Below are 22,776 nucleotides of genomic sequence, written 5' to 3' on the forward strand. Positions count from 1 at the left end.
TAGGAGGTTGTGCTTTGCAACATAGACTGAGATCTGCCCATGAGCGACAACGACCAGCTGGTCATCGAGCCCCGAGGCGAAGCGGACGCCTGCATGATCATTCTTCACGGCCTGGGAGCGGATGGACGTGACTTCGAGCCGGTGGTGCCCATGCTGCCAAGGCCCGGTTACGCTCAGATCCGATTTATCCTGCCCCATGCACCGCGCCTGCCGGTCACCATCAATGGTGGCATGGTCATGCCCGCCTGGTACGACATTCTCGAGATGAGCCTGGACCGTCGGGTGGACGAGATGCAGCTGCGGCTGTCGGCCGAGCGGATCAAGGGCGTCATACAGTCCCAGATCGATGCCGGCATCGACAGCCGACGTATCCTGCTGGCCGGGTTTTCCCAGGGTGGGGCCGTTGCCTACGAGGCCGCCTTCAGCTTTGACAAGCCGCTGGGCGGTCTGCTGGCGATGTCCACCTACTTCGCCACCGCGAACTCGATCGAGCTGAACGAGGCCAATCGCGACCTGAGGGTGGAAATCCATCACGGCAGCATGGATCCGGTGGTACCCGAATCCCTGGGCCGAGCCGCCTTCGCTCGTCTGGAGGAGCTTGGCTATCACACCGTCTATCGTCAGTATCCCATGGCTCACGCGGTCTGCCCGCAGCAGATCGGGGATATCGGCGAGTGGATGAGTGAGCTGCTGGGACAGTGAGTCCTTAGGCTGCTTTGCTCAGCCTGCGAACATGAGACTTTTCATCCTGCGAAGGAAGTCTGGTTCTTCTAAGCTTTTTTCGTACAAAAAATTAAGAAAAAGCTTACGGGATGCAGGGTGATGTCTGTATGGAGGTTTTTCCGTCGCGACAAGACAAAGGCTGAGAGTGGCACACCCCCACAGACCATGACGGTCAGTGATGGGGAGTCGGGGGCCGAGGCCCTGCTGGGCGCCGCGCCGGGGGCCGCCTTGTTGCTGGACCATGAAGGAACCATCGTCTGGGCGAACGCTCGTCAGTGCAGTGAACTGGGCAAGTCTCTGGCTGACATCAGGGGGCTGCGCCTGACCGATGTTCATTGCAGTACGGCAGCTGAGACACTGGAGCTGGCCCTTGCGCGTTGTCGCGAGGGGGGCGGGAGCTGGGAAGGCGTGGTGGCCTGTGACGGGGTTGGTTGTCTACGTCACCTTGGTACCAGCATCCACCCGGTGTCGTGGTGCGCTGCCCGCTGGATGCTGATGAAGCACGACGTCAGCCGGCTGCAACTGCAGGCGGCGTCAGCTCAGCGACTGAGCCGCACCATTGAAAGCCGCATGGCGAGGCTCCCGGGAGTGGTGTTCCGGCTGCGCCAGTCGCCCGGGGGAGGCTTGTCGTTTGACTACCTGGGACCTGGCTTCGAATCCCAGACGGGGCTTTCTCCTCAAAGCGCCCTGGAAGACGTCGAGGTCGTGCTTTCCAGGCTGGACGAAGATGCGCGTGAGCAGTTTATGCTGGCGCTTGCCCAGTCCCTGGTCAGCCTTACACCCTGGCACCTGGACATCACCCTGGGTGATGCTCAGGAGACCGTCGCGGAAGGTCAGCGCTGGTTCGAGGCCAGGGGCACGCCCCAGCGATTCGATGACGGCACCGTGGTCTGGGATGGCCTGCTGCTGGATGTGACCCAGCGCAAGCAGGCGGAGTCGCGTGTCGCCAAGCTGGTCAGCACCGATGTCCTCACCGGCGTGATGAATCGCCGTGCCTTCCTCGAGGCAGGAGCGCGGGTACTCGCCCGATTGCGGCGCCGTGGCGAGCCAGCGGTGCTGGCGATGCTGGATCTTGACCATTTCAAGTCACTGAACGATGCCTACGGCCACGCCGCCGGGGACATGGTGCTGAAGGCTTTCGCCGATACCTGTCGTCTGAGCCTGCGCCCCTATGACCTGCTGGCGCGTATCGGGGGCGAAGAATTTCTGGTACTGCTCGGTGACGTTCATGCCGAAGACGCCTGGGACATACTGGAGCGTCTTCGAAGCAACGTGGAAGCATCGACCTTGAAGGTCGACCGTCGTGCCCTCAAGGTAACGGTGAGCATGGGAGCCATCTGTGTCGGGCAGGACGAAAGTCTCGACATGGCCATGCGGCGTGTGGACGGAGCGCTCTACGATGCCAAGCGTGCCGGTCGCAACCAATTGAAGGGCCTCCTTCCTGAGTATGAACGCGATAACCTCGCGTTGGGCAAGGCCCTGGCATCATCCACCATCTACAAGGAGATCGAGATGGCGTTGAGCGAAGATCTGCGGATCCCCAAGCCCTGCCCGAACTGCGGCAGCTACAACATGCGAGTCCCCAGCACCAAGAATCCCGATGAAAAGGTGCACTGCGCTTCCTGCCAGACCTACGTCTGCCTTTACGCCGAAGCGGAGGAGATGATCGAGAAGACACCCAAGAGCGAGTCCGAGGAACTGATCGAGAAGGCCATGAACCGGGACAAGTGACCGGGACAAGTGAACGTGTCAGCTCCGGGCCGAACGCCAGCGCCTCCGCCTTTTCGGGCGGGGGAGCTTTCGATTCGTTGGGGGCACTTTCGTTTCGTTGGGGGGCGCTACAACAGCTCTTCGCCGGCCAGGGCCAGGCGCGAGCGCTCGACGCTCTTCAACGTGTCTTATGAAGAGCTGGCCGGCATGTGGCCAGCTTTTTAACGGTGCTGTAGTGACGTTGTTGTAGTGACGTTGTTGTAGTGAGCGCGCCACCGTCGGCATGCCATGTCGGCTCTCTAGACGCCAGCGCCCCCGCCTTTTCGGGCAGGGGCGCTTTCGTTTTATTGGGGGGGGCGCTACAACAGCTCTTCGCCGGCCAGGGCCAGGCGTGAGCGCTCGACGCTCTTCAAGGTCACGTGGCCTGCATGCGGCCAATTCTTGAAGTTCTGAACCACCGCTGCCATGCCGCAGGTATTGGCGGTGAGGTAGGGAGTGTCGATCTGGCCAACGTTGCCCAGACAGACGATCTTGGTATTGCGTCCTGCTCGGGTGATCAAGCTCTTCAGCTGCTTGGGCGTAAAGTTCTGGGCCTCGTCGATGATCAGGAAGGTATCGTTGAGGGTTCGCCCGCGCATAAAGCCCGGTGCCCGGATCTGCACGCGTGAGCCGAGCAACTGGCGCGTGGCGTCCTGGTTCCACGTCGAACTTCCGTCATGTTCGTCGCGCAGCAGGTTATCCATGTTGTCGTGGAAGGCGCCCATCCAGGGCGACATCTTTTCCTCTTCGGTGCCGGGCAGAAAGCCGATGTCCTCGCTCATCGAGATCGGCGCTCGGGTGAACACCACTCGTTCGAAACGCTTGGTATCGAGGGTCTGCTGGAAGGCCGCGGCCAGGGTCATGAAGGTCTTGCCGGTGCCGGCGCTGCCGGCCACCGTGACCAGGTCCACGGCGTCATCCATCAGCAGGTTCAAGGTGAAGTTCTGACGGCTGTCGTGGGCGTGTACCCCCCAGACGCTGGCGCCGTGGCGATAGTTGGTCAGAAGCTCCAGGGTGGCCTGGTGGGGGGCGAGTTCGCGCACGATGGCTTCGAAGCTGGCCTCGCTGTCGGCGTCGGACACCAGCATGCCCAGGTGCCAGTGCTGAGGAATCTCGCCACTCAGGCGATAGATGACACGGTCATGGTCGCGCTCGACCTTGACGTCCAGCGCCATGGCGTCCCATAGGCCTCGGCCGGCGTCCTCATACACGGCGACACCGTCGGTCATGGCGTCGGAGTCATCGAAGGCGCGGTCGGTCAGGTAGTCCTCGACCGGCACGCCGAGGGCAGCGGCCTTGACCCGCAGGTTGATGTCCTTGGTGACCAGGATCACCGAGGCGTCCGGGCGTTCCTGACGCAGTCGGCAGGTCTCGCCGAGCAGGCGATTGTCGGGGCTGTCTTCGAGGTTGTCGGGGAGGGTGAGGTCGGAGTAGCAGAGCAGTCGTAGTCGGCCATCTGGCCCGCTGACGCGGGTGATGGGAATTCCTTGGCGGATCTGGTCGATGTCGACGTTGGCGGTCAGGTCAGAGAGGGTCCGGCTGACTTGCCGGGCGGTGCGGGCGATTTCGCGGATGCCATTCTTGTGCTTGTCGAGCTCCTCGAGCACGGTCATGGGGATAACCACTTCGTGCTCTTCGAACTGGTAGAGGGCGCTGGGATCATGGATCAGTACGTTGGTGTCCAGCACGTACAGTCGGGTGGCCTTCTTGTCGATGCGTACCATCGGCACAGCTCTCCTGATTGTCACCTTGGGCGTCAACATGACGCCTTGATGTCGACACTCTCAGCGCGCGATGTCAGGAATGTGACAGCCGCCAAGGTGTCGGATTGCACACGATAGGCTCCTCCTGTGGCCATGAAACGGTTCTCAACCGATTCTCAAACCCTTGGGCTTGCTGGTCGTTCCACGCAGCACGTCCCGCTGTGGCGCACGACGTGCCGCTGAACGGCGCTTCTTTCCATTGGACCCTGATTCGGTCCAGCGGTGCCCTTGGGTCAAGCATGGACGATGACAAAAATGCTGCAAGGGCGAAGTGTCAACGCTGCGCTATCAGGTCAACTCTTCGATCAACTTTCCCGTCACCACGAGGCCGGTCAGCAGGGAGTCGGCGGCGAAGGCCAGCGCGCCGGAAATGGCGGTTCCTGCCAGCTTTTACGGTGGAAAGCCCCGTGCCGGAATGCTGCAGCGCTCAGGGCGCGATCATCACGCTGTCCTGATCGAATGCCACCGCCCAGGTACGCAGCGAGACGCTAGCGTCTTCCACGCAACTGCCGTCTTTCAGGCGAAAGTGCTGCTTGTACAGGGGGGAGGCCACCACCGGCTCTCCCTGGATATCGCCGACGATGCCTCGGGCCAGGACATTGGCCTTGGCGATGGGGTCGTGGTGGTCGATGGCGAAGAGCTCCGGGCTATGCCCGGGCAGGTAGAACAGCGCCACCTGGGCGGGGCCCTCGGCGCTGTCGATCCAGGCGGCGACTCCGGAAAAGGGCACCAGGTCACTGCGCTGGCACAGTGGTATCCAATCCAGCGAACGGCTGATGGAAGATGCGGTCATGGGAGACTCCTTGTGTCGTTGTCGATGCCCCGTCTCGTGACGCGCTATCGGTCACGAGGGCGGAAACGAGGGCTTGCTCAGGCGGGGCGGAGCTGGCCGCGTTCCTCGGTGACGATGATGTCCGGGTCGGGGCGGCTGTCATTGACGTAACTGCGAAAGCGCTTGAGCTTGTCCGGATCGGCCAGGGCGCCTGCCCACTCGCACTCGTAGGTATCGATGACGTGCTGCATCTGGCGTTCGAGTTCCTCGCCGATGCCCAGACTGTCGTCGAGCACCACCGCCTTGAGATAGTCGAGACCTCCCTCGAGGTTTTCGCGCCATACAGAAGTCCGCTGCAGGCGATCGGCGGTGCGCACGTAGAACATCAGCAGACGGTCGATGGCCTGGATCAGCGCCTGGTCATCCAGGTCGGTGGCGAACAGCTCTGCATGACGTGGACGCATGCCGCCGTTGCCACAGACGTACAGGTTCCAGCCATGCTCGGTGGCGATGACGCCGATGTCCTTGCTCTGGGCCTCGGCGCACTCGCGGGTGCAGCCGGACACCGCAAACTTGAGCTTGTGGGGCGAGCGCAGCCCCTTGTAGCGATGCTCGAGTCGCAGCGCCATGCCGACGCTGTCCTGGACGCCGTAGCGGCACCAGCTGCTGCCGACGCAGGATTTCACCGTGCGCAGCGACTTGCCGTAGGCGTGTCCGGTCTCGAAGCCAGCGTCGATCAGTTCCTCCCAGATGGCCGGCAGGTCTTCCAGCCGCGCGCCGAACAGGTCGATGCGCTGGCCGCCGGTGATCTTGGTGTAGAGGCCGTACTTCTTGCCCACCTGGCCCAGCACGATCAGCTTGTCCGGGGTGATCTCACCGCCGGCGATACGCGGCACCACGGAAAAGGTGCCGTTCTTCTGCATGTTGGCCATGAAGGTGTCATTGGTATCCTGCAGCGGGATATGCGCCGCGTCGGTGATCGGCTCGTTGAAGCAGGAGGCCAGGATCGAGGCCACCGCCGGCTTGCAGACGTCACAGCCGAGACTCGGCGCCCCGTCGTCCAGGATGGTGCCGTGTCGGGTCATCAATTCGCTGAAGGTCTTGATGCCCTCGACCCGGACGATATCGAAGAGCTGCTGACGGGTGTGGGCGAAGTGCTCGCACAGGGAGGTGTCGACCTCCATGCCGCGGGCCGCCAGTTCATGGTCGAAGACGTTCTTGAGCAGCGCCGCACAGCCGCCGCAGCCGGTACTGGCCTTGGTCGTCCCCTTGACCGCGCCGAGGTCCTCGCAGCCGGCGTCGATGGCGGCGCTGATGGCGCCCTTGGTGACGTTGTGGCACGAGCAGATGGTGGCACTGTCCGGCAGGGCGTCCGGGCCCAGCGCCGGCGCCGGTTCGCTGGAGGGCACGATCAACGAGGCGGGGTCCGCCGGCAGATCCAGGCCATTGGCGTAGTACTGCATCAGGCTGTCGTAGGCGGAGTTGTCGCCCACCAGCATGGCGCCGAGCAGGCGCTTGCCGTCACCGGAGACCACCAGCTTGCGATAGACCTGCTGGATCTGGTCGAAGTATCGGTACTGCTTGGCGCCGGGATGGCGGTTGGCGTGGGCGTCGCCGATGGCCCCCACGTCGACCCCCATCAGCTTGAGCTTGGTGCTCATGTCGGCCCCGGTGAAGGTCGAATCGCCACCGCACAGGGTGTCGGCCGCGGCCTTGGCCATCTGATAACCGGGGGCGACCAGGCCGAAGATGCTGTTGTTGTACAGCGCGACCTCGCCCACCGCGAGGATCGCCGGATCGCTGGTCAGGCAGTGGTCATCGATCACCACGCCGCCACGTTCGCCGATCTCGAGCCCGCACTCGCGGGCCAGCTCGTCCCGGGGGCGTATACCGGCGGAGAACACGATCAGATCGGTCTCCAGCACCTTGTCGTCCTGAAATACCATGCGCAGACGGCTGGCTTCACCGGGGACGATCTCGCGGGTCGCTCTTTCGGTCAGCACCTGGACGCCCAGGCCCTCGATCTTTTCCTTGAGCAGTTCACCGCCTTGCTCGTCCACCTGCATCGGCATCAGGCGCGGGGCAAATTCGACCACCGCGGCGTCCAGGTCGAGGCCGCGCAGGGCGTTGGCGGCCTCCAGCCCGAGCAGTCCGCCCCCCACCACCACGCCGGTATTGGCGGTGGCGGCAGCGGCGCGAATGGCGTCGAGATCGTCCAGGGTGCGGTAGACCAGGCAGCCCTCGCGATCATTGCCGGGAATCGGCGGGACGAAGGGGAAGGAACCGGTGGCCAGCACCAGACGGTCGAAGTCGAGGTAGCCAGCGTCGGTGTGAACGCGCCGTGCATCGCGATCGATGGCGGTGACCGCCTGGTGCAACTTGAGCTCGATGCCGTGCTCGGCGTAGTAGTCGGCGGTGGAGAGCGCCAGGGACTGGGCGTCGCGGCCACTGAAGTACTCCGACAGGTGCACTCGGTCGTAGGCCAGATGACGTTCCTCGCCGAACACCACAATGCGGTAGCGGCGGTGCTGATCACGTTCGACCAGCTGCTCGACCAGGTGGTGACCGACCATGCCGTTGCCTACCACGACCAGGGTGGGGCGGGTATCCGTGGCGTCGCTGTCGGGAGCATTGTGTGCGGCGAGATTGTGCTTTGTACTGGACATCAGGCGGCATCCTGTTCGGTGGTCGATGGGTCGGTGTCGGTGGTGGCGTCGTCCGCCAGCAGGGCCTCGGTATCGGCCTGGCCCAGCAACAGCGAGTGGCGCACTCGGTCCAGTCGCAGGCGTTGCTCGGCGAGTCGGAACAGCCAGGGGCCCATGCGGGTGTCGCCGTACAGTACGGCGCCCTCGAGCCGGCCGTCGCGAAGCAGCAGCCGGCGGTATTCCCCCTGATCGCGGTAGCTGAGCACCTCATGGCCGTCCTCGGCCTCGGTGGGGCCGAAGGCATACAGCGAGACGCCGGATACCTTGAGCTTGGTGGCGCAGGCGCGTTCGTGGTACGGCGCCGTCGGCTCGCCGCACAGGCGACTGGCCAGTACCTCGATCTGATGCCAGATCGGCTCCACCAGGCCGTAGGTGGTGTCCTCGAACTGGCAGCATTCGCCGAGGGCGGAAATGTCAGGGTCCGAGGTGGCCAGGGTGTCATCGACGACGATGGCGCGATCGCAATCGAGACCCGCAGCCCTGCCCAGCTCGGCGTTGGGGGTGATGCCGGCGGCGATCACCACGCAGTTCGCCGGCAGCAGGTGCTCGTCGTCTTCCAGGCGCACGCCGATCACCTTGCCGTGCTCATCGCCAACGATCTCGGTCAGCCTCGCACCGGTCTTCAGATGGATGCCGCGACCTTCGATTTCGCTTGCCAACATGGCGCTGGCGGTGGCGTCCAGCTGCCGGTTCATCAGGCGGGGCGAGCGCTGCAGCACGCACACCTGCATGCCTCTGGCGGCGAGGCCGGCGGCGGCCTCCAGGCCCAGCAGGCCACCACCGACCACCACCGCCGCGCCGCCAGCCTTTGCTGCTTCGGCCAGGCGCGCCGCATCGTCCAGATCGCGAAAGCCTGATACGCCCGTCAGCGTGATGCCGGGGATCTGCGGCATGGCGCTGCGCGAACCCAGCGCCAGGACCAGGTGGTCGTAGGGGATCACCTCGCCGTCGTCGCATTCCACCAGGCGCCGGGTACGATCGATCCGCTCCACCCGGGCGCCCAGGCGCCGGTCGACCGTGACGGCCGCGTCATGCGGCGGTGTCAGCGTCAACCCATCCTGCTCGACATCGCCGGCCAACCAGCTCGACAGCAGAATGCGGTTGTAGGCGGCGTGCGGTTCGGCGCCGATCACGGTGATGTGTCGCGGGGCACCACCCTGGGCCGCCAGGGTCTCGATCAATCGATGCGCGGCCATGCCGTTGCCGACGATCACCAGATGGGGAAGACGCGCATCGTCAGGGGTCGCCGGCGAAGACGAGGCGGCATTGGTCATTTCGGAACACGACTTCAAGTCCGAGAGGCTGGCGGAACGTGGTCTTGAGTCAGAAGGTCCAGTGGAACGGGACCTGATGGAACGGGACCTGTTGGAACGGGGCCTGTTGGAACGGGGCATGGCATGGACTCCAAAAACGCCAAAGACGTCTCTCACACCTCCGGCGTCGGAGGGTGAAGAGACGTCTTTGTCCAGGGTCGGTGCGATCGCCGTTGATCGCCGCCGGCATTCGCCGGCACTTGTTACATGCTATCCAAGTTCCATGCCTGTTTTACGTTTTGCGCTGATAAAACAGACTGTTGGAGGAGGTCTTCGGGGCTGGCGTCAGCGCCGGCCAGGCAGGGTTCCGGCTGCGTCGGCACCGTACTGGTGCGTGGCGGCGTCGTAATGCACAGCGCTGTAGCACTCCTCCAGGGTGGCCGCGTCGAGCTGCCGCCCGCGAGCCTCGAGCAGTGGCGACAACCGCTGGATCAACCCCTCGAAGTCTGCCGTCAGTGGGCGCAGTCGCTCACCGATGCAGGGGTAGCCTGGGGCGGCTTCCAGTGGCAGCTCATCGAGATGGCCGACGGCTTCATCGAGGTAGGGGGGCAGCGCCAGCCAGGCCAGGGTCTGGCGCCTGGCCTCGGGCGCCTTGTCCAGCCACAGGGCGGCGGCCTGGAGGGCGCGCAGCAGGGCGGCCAGGGTATTCGGGTAGCGCCGCGCCCAGGAGGCCGTCACCCCCAGCACCTTCTCGGGATGCGCCGGCATCAGTTCCGCGCCGCTGGCCACCACTCGACCCACCTGGCGATGCTGGGCCAGGCTGCCCCAGGGTTCGCCGACGCAGAAGCCATCGATCTCGCCTTCGCGCAGGGCATCTACCATGCGCGGGGGCGGCAGCGCGACCAGTTCGACCTCGCGGTCGGCATCGATGTCGCCGCGGGCGAGCCAGTCACGCAGCAATAGATGCTGGCAGGAGTAGGGGTAGACCATGGCAAGGCGTGGCCTTTCGCCTTGTTTCAGCGAGGCCTTCAAGCCTCGGGCCAGCTCGCTGGCTACGCCGAAGGCACCTGCCTCCCCGTTGTCGACCGAAGCGCCAACCGCATCGGCCAGGCGGCGAGACAGCACCAGCGTATTGCCCTGGCGGCTCAGCACCGCGGCGGCCAGGGTGTCACAAGGCGCGCGGGACAACCCCAGGCTCATGGCCAGCGGCATCGGCGCCAGCATCTGGGCGCCGTCAAGCAGGCCGGCGGCGACCTTGTCGCGCAGGGTGGACCAGGCGTTCTCGCGTGACAGGCTGACCTCGACTCCCTGGGCGGCGAAGAAGCCGCCTTCCCGGGCGATGATCAACAGGGCAGCATCCAGCAGTGGCACGAATCCCAGGGTCAGGCTGGCGAGCTCGGGTGGATGCGGCGCGCCAGTTCTGGACGTGCTGGCCGCGTCAGAAGACAGCGATGGACTCATGATCCCTTCTCCAGTGGCTTGAGGATGTCGATGACGTTCTGGGCGACCAGGGCGATGCGCTGGCCGCGGTCCATGGCCAGCTTGCGCAGCATGCGGTAGGCCTGTTCCTCATCGCAGCTCTGATGCTTCATCAACAGGCCCTTGGCCTGTTCGATGCGCTTGCGGTCGGCGAGCTGATTGCGTGCCTTGTCGAGGTCGCGGCGCATTCCCTGAAAGGCTTCGAAGCGGGCGATGGCGACATCGATGACCGCCTTGACGCGGTTGGCCGCCAGACCGTCCACCACATAGGCGCTGACGCCGGCCTTCACCGCCGCCTTGAGCGATTCGGGGTCGTGCTGGTCGGCGAAGAACACCACCGGTCGAGGGTTCTCCCGCTGCAGCAGCGCCATGCTCTCCAGGGTGTCCCGGTCAGGCGATTCCATGTCGATGATGACCACGTCGGGTTGATGCTGCTGCACCATGTCGTTGAGGCTGGCTGGGCTGGACAGCCGGCAGACCACCTGGTGTCCGTCCAGCGCAAGCGCCTCTTCGACCATGGCGGCGCGCACTATCTCGTCGTCGACCAGCAGGACCTTCAAGGTGTCGTGTTCGGGCATGGGCGTGGCTCGATGATGCGGTCGCTCGATAGGGCTCGAGTCGACGTGATGAAGGGTGCACCTTGGGTGCTCTGTACCTGCCAGCGCAAAAGGCGTTCCACTTTCCGTCTTGTCGTTTTCTGTCATGGAGATAGCCAAATGAAACGTGCCTGCCGAGCGCCTGCCGTTACACCGGGATGGCGCTCACGCACCGAAAGGGTGCGTAGGCGGTATCCATCATCGTTCGTTGTGGTGCGAACTCGTGGGCTGTCGCAAGTCTTCCAGCCACCATCGCCTGGATAACCGGCATAAAAAAACTTCGTGGCTTCAATTGGCTGGCACCGGCTTTTCGCGCGACAAGGGGCGATTGCGGTGTTCTGGCACAGGGTTTGCTTTGGTTACTGGCAAAGCTAGTGCCGTTGTTGGTGCCATGGGCATCACTAAGCCGAGCCAGATCGCAAGGCCGAGCCAGATGATTAAGCCGAGCCAGATCACTAGGCCGAGCCAGGACGGGACCCGACGCTGATGGCGGCGTGGGCCGAGCCGACAGAACGTTCGCGACGGGCGCTAGCAGACACGAAATCCAGCGCGGGATTTCATCCGGCAACGACGCCCATCTCCTCGAGCCTCGCTCGACGGGATGGGCGTCGTGCGTTTGGGCCTCAGCAAGACCCGACCGATCAAGGCCCGGCCGATAGCGGAGCGATGATCTGCCGATGAGATGCCGACGATATGCCAAGGCAGCAAGATGGCCGACAGGAGAGCGCGATGACCCGGACGGATAGCGACAGCACGGAGAACGACAGCGGTGTGAGCGGCGAGGCCACAGGCACCACCTGTCCCTACTGCGGGGTCGGCTGCGGCGTCGAGCTTCGTCGCGATGGCGAGTCGGTCACCCTCCAGGGCGACCAGGATCACCCGGCCAACTTCGGGCGCCTGTGCGTCAAGGGTTCGGCCCTGGCGGAGACCCTGGGCGGCCAGGGGCGCTTGACGCGGCCCAGGGTGGACGGTCGCGAAACCGACTGGGACAGCGCGCTGGACGCCGTCGCCGAGCGTATGGGAGCGATTGCCGAGGGCAGCGGTCCAGAGGCCATTGCCGGCTACCTGTCCGGGCAGCTATTGACCGAGGACTACTACGTCGCCAACAAGCTGTTCAAGGGGTTTCTCGGGACACCGCACCTGGATACCAACTCGCGGCTGTGCATGGCGTCGGCGGTGGCGGCCTACAAGCGCACCCTGGGCGCCGACGCAGTCCCCTGCAACTACGAGGACCTGGAAGAGGCCGAACTGGTGGTGCTGGTGGGGTCCAATCTGGCCTGGAACCATCCGGTGCTGTATCAGCGGCTGCGTCTGGCCAAGACCCGCAATCCGCTGATGCGGGTCGTGGTCATCGATCCTCGGGTCACCGACAGCTGCGAGATCGCCGATCTGTACCTGGGGCTGCGTCCCGGCAGCGACGCTTTGCTGTTCAATGGCCTGCTGGCCTGGATGGCCCGTCGCCAACGGCTCGATGAGGTCTATCTGAAGCGCCATGTGGACGGCGCCGAAGAGACGATTGCCGCCGCCCTGGACGAGGCCTCGGACATCGAGGCGGTGGCGGCGGCCTGCGATCTCGACGCCGAGCGCCTCGAGACCTTCTACTACTGGTTTGCCACCCAGCTGCACGTGGTCACGCTTTACTCCCAGGGGGTCAACCAGTCGACCAGCGGCACCGACAAGTGCCAGGCCATCCTCAACTGCCACCTGGCCGGCGGCAAGATTGGCCTGCCCGGCGCCGGCCCCTTTTCCATCACCGGCCAGCCCAACGCCATGGGCGGGCGCGAGGTCGGCGGACTGGCCAATCAGCTGGCCGCCCATATGGACTACCACACCCCGGGCGCCATCGAACGGCTGACGCGCTTCTGGTCGACCGAGGCGCTGGTGCCGACGCTGCCCCGGGAGCCCGGCCACAAGGCCGTCGAACTGTTTCAGGCCGTCGAGCGCGGCGACATCCAGGCGCTGTGGATCATGGCCACCAACCCTCTGGTGAGCCTGCCGGATGCCGACCGGGTGCGCCGCGCCATCGAGCGCTGTCCGCTGGTGATCGTGTCGGAGTGCATGGCCGACACCGACCTGGTGGAGCTCGCCGATATCGTGCTGCCGGCCAGCGGCTGGTCGGAAAAGGACGGTACCGTCACCAACTCCGAACGGCGTATCTCGCGCCAGCGTGGGCTCCTGCCGCCGCCTGGCGAGGCCCGCCACGACTGGTGGATCCTGTGCCGCGTGGCCGAGCGCCTGGGCTTCGGCGAGGCCTTCGCCTATGACCACCCCTGCGAGATCTTCGACGAGCATGCGCGCCTGTCGGGCCTCGACAACCAGGGACGGCGGGCCTTCGATATTTCCGGGCTGGCGGGGCTGTCCCGGGTCGAGTACGACGATCTCGAACCGATCCAGTGGCCGGTGACGGCAAGCGCACCACGAGGCACCGCGCGGCTGTTCGAGAACGGCCGCTTCTACACCGAGAGCGGCCGGGCGCGGTTGTGGCCGGTGAGCGCGCGGGCGCCGCGCCAGGCGCCTGACGCCGACTATCCGCTGCGGCTGAATTCGGGGCGGGTGCGCGATCAGTGGCACACCATGACCCGTACCGCCAGGGCCAGCCGACTGATGAATCACCGCTCCGAGCCCTTCGTCGAGGTCCATCGGGATGACGCCGAGGCCCTGGGGCTGTGTGACCAGGGGCTCGCCAGGATCCGCTCGCGCAGCGGCGAGATGCGCGCCCGCGTCAGGGTCTCCGCCGCCCAGCGCCGTGGGGAAGTGTTCGTGCCCATCCACTGGACACCGCGCTTCAGTCACTCACCACTGGCGGGGAGCCTGTTCGCCCCGGACGTCGATCCGCTTTCTGGCCAGCCGGAGACCAAGCATGGCGCGGTGGCGGTCACGCCGCTGCAGCACGCCTGGGAGGCGACCCTGGTGGTTTCCCGGGCACTGGCCCAGCAGGGACCACCCGAGGGTTCGGGCCTGGCCGCGCGAGTGGTCGAGGGGACGAATTACTGGACGCGGGTCCCGCTTGCCTCGGCGGAGCGATGGCAACTGGCCGGTGAGCCGATCGAGCCAGGGGATGTTGAGAAAGGGAGCGTCGAGAAATCGGGTATCGAACGCGACTGGCTCGATTGGGCCGCACGCCAGTTGCCGGGGGAGCTGGGCCCGGTGGCCCAGGACCCGGCCAGCGGTCGCTGGCGCCTGGCGGGGTTCGAGCAAGGACGCCTGTGCTGGTGGCTGATGGTTGGTCCGGTCAGCGAACTGCCGGGGCTTGGCTGGCTGTGCGAGCGCTTCGACGAGGCCGCACGTGGCGAGGCCATGGGTCAGCAGCATCGGCGGCGAGTGCTGGCGGCCTGTCATGACGGCGCCGCCGACCAGGGGCCGATCGTGTGTAGCTGCCATCAGGTGGGGCGTACCCCGATCCAGCGGGCGATTCGTGCCGGCGACGACAGTGTCGAGGCGCTCGGCGCGCGATTGGCCTGCGGGACCCAGTGCGGCAGTTGTATTCCCGAATTGAAGAGTCTGGTGGAAGAGGAGAAGAGCCGTGGTCGCATCGAGCGCGCACAACCCCAGTCGGCCTAGAGACCGGCTGGGTCACCTTGCTGAAGCGGGGACGACGCCTTGGCTGGCACGTCGTCTGGAAGGGCTGTCGATGCTGCTGGGGCGACTGGCATGGCAAAGCCAGCATTGGGCCGATCGGCTGGCGTCCCGGTCCGCTGCCAGCGGCGCTGGCCATCGGTCAGGCGGCGCCGTTGGCCGGGTCGCGCTGGTGGGGGCGGGCAGCGGTGCGGGGGAGTTGCTGACGCTCAAGGCGCTGGATCGGATCGAACACGCCGACGCGGTGGTCTACGACCGCCTGGTGGGGCCCGAGGTGCTGGCGATGATTCCGGCCGGCGTCGAGCGCCACTATGTCGGCAAGGCCAGGGGCCACCACAGCGTCGATCAGGCGCAGATCGGCACCCTGCTGGTGGCGCTGGCGCGCCAGGGCAAGGCGGTGGTGCGCCTCAAGGGCGGCGATCCAGGCATCTTCGGGCGCCTCGGGGAAGAACTCGACGCCCTCGACGAGGCCGGCATTGCGCGTGAGATCGTGCCCGGCATCTCAGCGGCGGCCAGCGCCTGCGCCGCCATGGGGATTCCGCTGACCGATCGCGGCCACGCCCAGAGTCTTCGTCTGATCACCGCCCAACAGTGTCGCGAGGGGGGCGAGCCGGACTGGGCATCGCTGGCCCGACGCGACGAGACCCTGGTGTTCTACATGGGGCTCAACAAGCTTGGCGCGATTACTCGCGGCCTGCGTGGTGCAGGCCTGCCACAGGACTGGCCGGTGATGCTGGTGGCCAACGCCAGTCTTCCCGAGATGGCCGCGTTGGTGGGCACCCTTGGCGATATCGATCGGCGCCTGGCGCAGAACCCCCTGCCATCCCCCTGCCTGATCATCGTCGGCGGCGTGGTGTCGCGGGTCGCCGGCAGCCGGGCGAGCGTTGCTGAACCGGCTGCCTGCCTGTCGTAGAGCGAAGACGGTGGAAACTCATTTAGGCGACAGCACCAGAGTGGCATGGCCATTGGCGGTGCCTGGCGTGACGGTGCCGGTCTTCACGTAGCGGGCCAGAAAGTCGAGCATCAAGATGTTGCCGCCCTGCGCATGAAGGTTGGTGTCGATCCAGCGGTAGGCATCGAAGGCGCTGCCTTCGGGGGTGATCGGCAGTGGCGCCAGGCTACCCGTGTGGATCAGCTGGATACCCACGCCGCTGGCGCTTTGCTCCGCACTGTCCAGGGCCAGAATGCCCTGATTCCCGCCGGGATCGTAGGCCGCCGACTTGCCCAGTACGGCCCACTTGATGTCGCCGTCGGAGTGACACCAGGCGGTGACGTGTACCGGTGTGTCGGCGACGCCCGTGGCGGGCTGGCCCAGGGTGGTGAAGCGATGGCTGCCCACCTCTCCCAGTGAGACCGAGACATTGTTGATGCCATGGCAGGGATTCATTCGGACCCGAGTGCGCTGGGCCAACTGCAGCCTGACCAGATTGAACAGCTCTCCATTATTTGAAGGTGGCGTGCTCTGGCGGTTCATCAGCGAGAACAGGCTGAAGCCGGCGTTGTTGTTGTTCTGAAGCTGTACACCGCTGGTGCCGGGGGAACCGGCCATGCGGTAGAGCGTGACCTTGATCTGGAAGGGGGGAAGCTGGCGCCAGTTGACGGCGTAGTCACCGATGGGGCAGTTGACGTTTATCAGGGGGGGATAACCCTCGGCCTCACCCGTTCCCAGCAGGGCGTCGCGGCAGGGGATACCGTGGATCTCCTCGCCGATCGGGGGAATGTTCTTGTTGGGGGAAGCGGAGACCCAGGCGAACGCATGGGCGCTGCCGTTGGCCAGCAATTCCGTGGTATAGCCGACGCTGCCGCTGCCCCCGCCGCCGTAGGGATTGCGGCTACCGCTGTCCTGCATGATGTAGACGCGCCCGTCGGCGCTGTCCACGCTGATGCCGGGAACCGGGTGGGAGCCGCTGGACTGGGAGTAGTGCTGCTCGAGCCACCAGTACTTGATCGCGTCGTCCTGATTGTTGCAGGTGGCGACCCAACCTCCTTTGATCGCATAGAGTTGGCTTCCGGGGATGACCGCCGTAGCGATGGGCGTGCCGACGGCCACGTTTTCGTCGAGCACGATCTCGGCGCCAAAATTTACCGTCAGAGACTTGTCATTCCATGGGTCTCTGATGCTTCGGCAGTTGGCCTCCACCGCGGTCGCCGACAGCAGCGCGGCGATCGACAGCAGCAAGCCGAGCAGTCTGATGGCGAAACGCAGCGGAGCGCTCGCGCTGGGGGTCTTCAAGCCGATGATGGGCATTCACGTTGTCTCCAGCAGGTCTTTCAGTGGCGTCGGCTGGCAGGGGCTGGTGACGATCGGTATCTCGTCGCTGTCCGTTGGAGGCGTCCAGACAGGACGTGCCCAGCAGCGTCGTTCGCCCCCCAGCGTCACCTGGAGCGAGGTACCGGGCGCCAGATCGCGCAGCAGCAGCATGCCGCCGGCGCCGACCACCCCCAGCTTGCGTCCGTCGGTGGCGCTGACTTCGGCGCCCAGCGGTACGCCCCGGCCGTTCTGCTCCAGCACGATCACCACCGGCAGCCCGGTTCGAGTGGCGAAGCGCAGTGGCACCACCGCGCCGGCATAGGGCGCGACATCGATCGAAGTTCGCTGAAATTCCACCGAGGTGGCGGCGCCGCGCGGGTCCAGCTGGACCGCGTTGTCGTGGTAGGCCGTCAAATAGGGGACCAATGCCTCGCCGTCATCGTCGAGGGTCAGGTTGGCGGCGTTGGTGACGCGGGCGCCGGCGCCCCCCGGGGCGCTGACCAGGCCTACGGTATCGCCGGTGCTCTGGCCGAAGGTCACGCCGTGGCGGTGTACCAGCACGGCGCCGCTGGCGCCGATGGAAAGTTGTCGGTAGTCGTCGCTTTTCGAGCCTGCCGCGGTGAAGCGGCCGACGGAGGTGCCGCTCGACAGGTTGAGCCCGTAGGAGCGGTAGCGCTCCTTCGGGCCGCGGGTCTGATTGGCGAACAGCCCGTAGGACAGCTCGCGTTCGTCGCCCAGAGTGCCGGTGAGGTCGAGGTGGGCATCGTCATGATGGCGGCTGTCACGACTGGCGGAGACACCCAGACGTGGGGCGAAGGACGCGCTGGACAGTGGCAGCGTCAGCGATACCAGCGCCCGGTGCTCGGCCTCTCCTTCGCGGTTGTCGGTGCGCGACAGGTTGAGGGCCAGGCTGACGCGCCCGATGCGGTGACTCAGACTCAGCTGGTAGGACGACTCGGTGCCGCCGCGATGCCAGTAGTCCGCCAGGCTGCCGGTTGCGGAGATGCGTGTACGTGGCCCGAGGGGCTGGCTCAGATTGAGCTGCAGACGACTGCGTTGATCGATGGTCGTGCTGTCGTCTACGTATCCTTCGTCTGCCTGAGCGCCGTCGTCGTCGGCGTCGGCAATCCAGGCGGCGTCGGCCAGCGACACGAACCCCGTGGTCGAGTAGCGATACGCCGCCAGATTGATGTCGGTATCGGTGGATCGCAGGTGGCGGCTGTAGGAGGCCTCGAGACTCCAGCCATTGCGCTCTCCCTGGGGAAGGTCGGCGTGGGCGTACTGGGCATCGAGAGCAATGGCCCCCGCGGGGGTATTGAAGGCGGCGCCGATCAGTGGAGACCAGTAGTGTTCGCTGAGCTGGGCGCCGCCGTAGGCGGTGATGGCGTTGCCGAGCCCCCGTCGATAGCCGGCCTCCAGCAGTGAGGGAGGGTCATCGAGGCCTTTGGCATGGTACTGACCGGCGGCCAGCGAGAGGCGCGATTGCCCCGGTCTCAGCAGGCCCGGGACGGCAGCGTAGGGCACGCTGTAACGCTCGACGCGTCCATCGGCCTCGGTGACTTTCACCTCAAGATCACCCCCGTAGCCGGTGGGATAGAGGTCGTCGATCTCGAAGGGGCCGGGAGGCACGCTGGTCTCGAGCAGACGCCGCCCCTGCTGGGAGATGGTCACATGCGCCTGGGTTCTGGCGCTGCCGCGGACCACGGGAGCGTAGCCACGTCGACTGTCGGGCAGCATGCGGGTCTCTGTGCGTAGCGTGACCCCGCGCAGCGCCAGCGAATCGAAGAAGTCCCCTCGGGTGTTGATCTCGCCGGCCCGCAGCAGCAAGCCCTGGTCCGGCAGGGGCCGCTGAACGTAGTGATGAAGGCTGTCCCAGTCGACGTCGCCGTCATCGCTGCGGGAAACGTTGAGGCTGCTGCGAAACTGCCACAGGCCAAGGTTGGCGCCGAGCGTCGTGCCGAGAAAGGCACTTTGATAGTGCCCTTCGTCGGTGCTCGAGCGATAACCGTTCACTTGATAGTTGGCCAGCAGGGCGGTGGTGCCGGGCTCCCAGCGCGCGCTGTCGACCTGGCCACGAGGCAGCCGATGAAGCAACGCCTGGGGCACGCTGAGGTGGGCGCGCAGGTCACCGATGGCGAGATCCAGGCTGGCGCCGGGCAGGGCAGTGTCTACCCCCAGAAAGCAGCTGGCGTCCAGCCGGCAGCTGTCTCGCACTTCCTGTTCGAGGGCCGGCTCAAGGCGTGCGGCCAACCAGGCGTCGAGGGGCAGGGTAAGTCGCTGTGTTCCGTCCGGGGTGTCCTCGACACGTAGCGGATAGCGTCCCAGCGGCGTCTGGTTGAGGGTCAGATCGACCAGATAGTCGCCTGGTACCACGTAGTCCGGGCGGGAGAAGCGACGCATGTCGAGACTGGCGTCTTCGAGGAAGGCTGGGTCGAAGGTCACCTCGTCGGCCTGGACCGGCCGTGGCCCTGTTACCGTCGCCACCACTGCCGCCGCGACCACCAATGCCGCTCGCCACCGGTAGCGCCCGGCGGTGAAGCACCACCGGCAGGGGGGAGGATGTCTGGCTGTAGCCAGCGGCGTCGACTCGGTAGACGGTAGTGCCATGTCGTCGGTTCATTCGGTGTCCGGGATGGCCTCGCGCACCACGACGGCGCCGTAGTCATTGATCGCCCGGTACCACAGTGATGACCCTGGCGCAGGCCTTGCCTGCAGTGACCAGCTTGCCTCGCTGTGCGGATCCAGCATGTCGAGGGAAAGATCATCGTGGTCGCTGAACTGCCGCCAGGCACCGCCAATCAACGACACGTGGTAGTTTGAGGGGTTGTCGCACACCAGGCGCAGGTCGGGGCCAGGCGCCAGATGCCACTGAAGATTGGCGATGGCGTCGCCGGGTTCACCGACGAGGCCCGTCGGACGATAGAACAGTTTCAGGCGTGTCAGAATGCCTAACTGCAGTCGGTTGGCGGTCCCCTGGGGTAGCGGTGGCACCTCCTTGATGTTGAGCCAGTAGAGCGACTCCTGGTCGGACCTTTGCACGTCGCGAATGCGCAGGATGCGCAGGGTCTGGCTCTCCCCGGGGTCGAGACGAAATACCGATGGCGTCACCAGGAATGGCGACTCGGCGTCCCGCGCCGGGCGCCCTCCGGCGTGGCGGTCGGCCCAGGCCTGGACCAGTACCGGGACACTATCCTGGTTTTCCAGCCGGAGCGTCTGCTCCCGCTGGGCCTCCTGATAGATGACGCGGGTGCCATTGATGGTGATGCTGGCCTCGGCCTTGTTGCCTGGTAACGCCGCGATCATGAGCGCCAGACACAGACTCAGACCCAGGCCGAGGGCGTGTATCACCAGTCGCTGCCACGCCCGCATGGCAAAGGGCGAAGCGCCGGGGCCTTCTATCGCGGTCATTGGTAGACAATCTCGATATTGCCGCTGGCCTTGACGGTGCCGGCGGTTACCGTGGCGGCGGTGGACTGGTACCAGGCGCTCAGGGAAATGACCGTCGTGTCATCGCCTGCCACGATGTCCACCGGCGGGGTGCTGTCGTTGTCGGCCGCCTTGACCCAATCGTCGTTGGCGTCGTAGACGGCGATCCCCACGTCCTTGGCGGTGCTGTCGCTGGAGAGCAGGAACAACCCGGTGACCGGATCCACCTGGGTGTCATCTCCGGTAAAGCGCACCGAGACCTTGTTGCGGCCGGAGGCGCCCGCTGCGCATTTCAGCACGAGCTGGAAGGCCTTCTGGCCTGCTCGGGTGCCGGAGGCGCCGAAGGCGCTGGTGGACACCTTGGGTAGCGTCACGGTAGTGGCGGCCGTCGGTATGGTGCAGTTGGCCGCGACGATTTCGCCGGTGAAGCTGATGGTGCCGTCGGCGGCCTGGGCCGAGGTACCGGCAAGCAATAGAGCGACAAGGCTCAGCCGGGCGATGGAGAAGTGACGGACGGGCATCGTGGTTTCCTCTTGTTCGGGGCAGTCGGCTTTTCACGGCGGCGGAGAAGGCTTGCGTGAGGGGATCGGGGAAAGGCTATTAGAAAAAGTAAAATTAGATTTGACGTAAATCAGTGCAGCGACGAACGAAGGCTGCAAGCGCTCGTTGTGGTCAATATGGCGTTCGGGTGGCAACGGTGGCCGCGTGGGGGGGGGGGGCGAGAGGGCATTCGAGAGGTTGATAGAGGGGGCGGCCGAGGGGGCTGACGATGAGAAAAAGCCTTGCGGTGGTTCTTCTGCAACTTCGCTATGCTGTAACGGCCAACCCTGCGACGAATGGAACTCTCGAATGCCCGTTATCGGAAAACCGCTGATGCTTGCCCTGTGGCTATCGGTGGCCGTGTTGTTAACTGGATGCAGCGGCCTGCCCTCCCTGGAAGGGCGTAGCCAGACACAGCATCTGACGCTGGAGCAGGCCCGCGCCACGGCGCTCGGCGAGATGCTGGCACCCTATGTGGATGCCCATCCCGGCAAGAGTGGTATCCATACACTGCGCAATCCCCACGACGCCTTTGCCGCGCGACTGTTGCTGGCGGAAGCGGCAGAGCGGACCCTCGATGTCCAGTATTACATCTGGCACGACGACATCACCGGCTCGATGCTGTATCAGGCCATGCTGGACGCCGCCAATCGTGGCGTGCGCGTCCGCATGCTGCTCGATGACACCAACACTGCAGGGCTCGATGACAAGCTGGCAGCGCTGGATGCCCACCCCAATATCGAGATACGCCTGTTCAATCCCTTCGTGGTGCGCTCACCGCGGTTTATCGGCTACCTGACCGACTTCTCCCGGGCCAATCGGCGCATGCACAACAAGTCACTGACGGTGGACAACCAGGCCACCATCATCGGCGGGCGCAATATCGGCGACGAGTATTTCGGCGCCGGCGACAACGTGATGTTCGCCGATCTCGATGTCGTCGCCGTGGGGCCGGTGGTCGAGCAGGTCTCTGAAGACTTCGATCTGTACTGGGCCAGCCAGTCCTCCTACCCGGCCAGTCGGGTGCTCGACTCCGCGGGGCGCCAGGGGCTGGCACGCTTCGAGCAGGCCTCGGCGGAAATCGTCCGTACCCCTGAATCGCTGGAGTACCGGCAGGCGCTGGACGAAAGTCAGTTCATCGAGTCGATCCAGGACGGTAGCCTTGAGCTGGTCTGGGCCAACACCAGAATGGTCAGTGACGATCCGGCCAAGGGCCTGGGGCTGGCCGCCGATGAAGATCTGCTGACCGGACGCATACGTGGCCTGCTGGGGCCGCCCCGCGACAGCGTGCATCTGGTGTCGCCGTATTTTGTGCCGGTAGAGAAGGGCACGCGCATGTTCGCCGATCTAGAGGCGCGCGGCGTGGAGGTGACCATTCTGACCAACGCACTGGAGGCGACCGATGTGGCCGCGGTGCACGCCGGCTACGCCAAGCGGCGACGCGAGCTGTTGGAGGCTGGCGTCCGGTTGTTCGAGCTCAAGCGCGCGCCAGACGCGCCGGGGCGCAGCGAGTCTGCCGGCCCCTTCGGCAGCTCGGGTGCCAGCCTGCACGCCAAGACCTTTGCCGTGGACGGCGATCGGCTGTTCGTCGGCTCGTTCAATTTCGACCCACGCTCGGCGCGACTGAATACCGAACTCGGCTTTATCATCGAGAGTCCGGAGCTCGCTCAGGAAATGCAGCGGGTGTTCAATACCGACGTGCTCGACAACGCCTATGAGGTCAAGCTGGACGAAGACGGCAGCATGATCTGGCTGGAGCGCACGCCGCAAGGGGTAGTGCAGTACGACGGCGAGCCCAACGTGGGCATCTTCCGCCGGGCGGCGGTAACCTTGATCTCGGTGCTGCCGGTGGAGTGGATGCTTTAGCGTCCCGAGCGGCAAGTGCCGAGATGCCCGGACAAGACTCGGCTCGACACGGCTCGATACAAAGACAGGACGGCCAG

At 65.4% G+C, this 22,776-nt stretch carries 15 protein-coding genes; 5 read left to right on the forward strand and 10 right to left on the reverse strand.

Annotated features, from left to right (window positions below; genetic code table 11):
- The first annotated feature begins 39 nt into the window (after positions 1-39).
- Both NKF27_RS05290 and NKF27_RS05295 read left to right on the forward strand, forming a co-directional pair.
- The gene (locus tag NKF27_RS05290; RefSeq protein WP_108131499.1) at positions 40-702 is read left to right on the forward strand and encodes an alpha/beta hydrolase; all 663 of its coding nucleotides are present in this window, start codon (positions 40-42) and stop codon (positions 700-702) included.
- Positions 703-888: 186 nt separating this feature from the next.
- Positions 889-2,454: a sensor domain-containing diguanylate cyclase gene (locus NKF27_RS05295; protein ID WP_253555602.1), complete on the forward strand. Its 1,566-nt coding sequence runs from the start codon at positions 889-891 to the stop codon at positions 2,452-2,454.
- 338 nt (positions 2,455-2,792) lie between these two features.
- Here NKF27_RS05295 and NKF27_RS05300 read toward each other — a convergent pair whose 3' ends face one another.
- The 6 genes from NKF27_RS05300 to NKF27_RS05325 all read right to left on the reverse strand — a co-directional run bounded on the left by NKF27_RS05300 (position 2,793) and on the right by NKF27_RS05325 (position 11,022).
- Entirely contained in the window at positions 2,793-4,196 is a 1,404-nt protein-coding gene (locus tag NKF27_RS05300; RefSeq protein WP_124802560.1) for a PhoH family protein, read from the reverse strand.
- 466 nt (positions 4,197-4,662) lie between these two features.
- The gene (nirD, locus tag NKF27_RS05305; RefSeq protein WP_253555603.1) at positions 4,663-5,028 is read right to left on the reverse strand and encodes a nitrite reductase small subunit NirD; all 366 of its coding nucleotides are present in this window, start codon (positions 5,026-5,028) and stop codon (positions 4,663-4,665) included.
- A gap of 77 nt (positions 5,029-5,105) precedes the next feature.
- Positions 5,106-7,673, reverse strand: a complete 2,568-nt coding sequence (nirB, locus tag NKF27_RS05310) for a nitrite reductase large subunit NirB (protein WP_301271181.1) — start codon at positions 7,671-7,673, stop codon at positions 5,106-5,108.
- On the reverse strand, positions 7,673-8,986 hold the full coding sequence (locus NKF27_RS05315) for an NAD(P)/FAD-dependent oxidoreductase (protein WP_253555604.1): 1,314 nt from the start codon (positions 8,984-8,986) through the stop codon (positions 7,673-7,675). The genes nirB and NKF27_RS05315 overlap by 1 nt, the downstream gene beginning before the upstream one ends.
- 324 nt (positions 8,987-9,310) lie before the next feature.
- The gene (locus NKF27_RS05320; RefSeq protein WP_253555606.1) at positions 9,311-10,426 is read right to left on the reverse strand and encodes a CmpA/NrtA family ABC transporter substrate-binding protein; all 1,116 of its coding nucleotides are present in this window, start codon (positions 10,424-10,426) and stop codon (positions 9,311-9,313) included.
- Entirely contained in the window at positions 10,423-11,022 is a 600-nt protein-coding gene (locus tag NKF27_RS05325; protein WP_253555607.1) for an ANTAR domain-containing response regulator, read from the reverse strand. Before NKF27_RS05325 ends, NKF27_RS05320 begins: the two co-directional genes overlap by 4 nt.
- A 747-nt stretch (positions 11,023-11,769) precedes the next feature.
- On the opposite strand from NKF27_RS05325, the gene NKF27_RS05330 reads away from it, so the two are divergent.
- Both NKF27_RS05330 and cobA read left to right on the forward strand, forming a co-directional pair.
- Positions 11,770-14,601 carry a nitrate reductase gene (locus tag NKF27_RS05330; RefSeq protein WP_253555608.1) on the forward strand — a complete coding sequence of 944 codons (2,832 nt, stop codon included), beginning with the start codon at positions 11,770-11,772 and terminating at the stop codon, positions 14,599-14,601.
- Positions 14,564-15,529 (forward strand): uroporphyrinogen-III C-methyltransferase, encoded by a 966-nt coding sequence (cobA, locus tag NKF27_RS05335; RefSeq protein WP_253555609.1) that lies wholly within the window; start codon positions 14,564-14,566, stop codon positions 15,527-15,529. Before NKF27_RS05330 ends, cobA begins: the two co-directional genes overlap by 38 nt.
- Positions 15,530-15,547: 18 nt before the next feature.
- On the opposite strand, the gene NKF27_RS05340 is transcribed toward cobA, so the two are convergent.
- The 4 genes from NKF27_RS05340 to NKF27_RS05355 are packed head-to-tail and all read right to left on the reverse strand — an operon-like array spanning position 15,548 to position 20,814.
- Positions 15,548-16,864 (reverse strand): fimbrial protein, encoded by a 1,317-nt coding sequence (locus NKF27_RS05340; RefSeq protein WP_253555610.1) that lies wholly within the window; start codon positions 16,862-16,864, stop codon positions 15,548-15,550.
- Positions 16,865-19,474, reverse strand: a complete 2,610-nt coding sequence (locus tag NKF27_RS05345) for a fimbria/pilus outer membrane usher protein (protein WP_253555611.1) — start codon at positions 19,472-19,474, stop codon at positions 16,865-16,867.
- Positions 19,475-19,483: 9 nt separating this feature from the next.
- Entirely contained in the window at positions 19,484-20,275 is a 792-nt protein-coding gene (locus NKF27_RS05350) for a molecular chaperone (RefSeq protein ID WP_253555612.1), read from the reverse strand.
- The gene (locus NKF27_RS05355) at positions 20,272-20,814 is read right to left on the reverse strand and encodes a fimbrial protein (protein ID WP_253555613.1); all 543 of its coding nucleotides are present in this window, start codon (positions 20,812-20,814) and stop codon (positions 20,272-20,274) included. Before NKF27_RS05355 ends, NKF27_RS05350 begins: the two co-directional genes overlap by 4 nt.
- A 328-nt stretch (positions 20,815-21,142) precedes the next feature.
- Here NKF27_RS05355 and NKF27_RS05360 point away from each other — a divergent pair, with 328 nt between their 5' ends.
- Positions 21,143-22,699, forward strand: coding sequence for a phospholipase D family protein (locus NKF27_RS05360; protein WP_253555614.1), 1,557 nt, complete (start codon positions 21,143-21,145; stop codon positions 22,697-22,699).
- Positions 22,700-22,776: the final 77 nt, after the last annotated feature.

The organism is Halomonas sp. DN3, assembly GCF_024137905.1.
GTDB lineage: Bacteria > Pseudomonadota > Gammaproteobacteria > Pseudomonadales > Halomonadaceae > Halomonas > Halomonas litopenaei.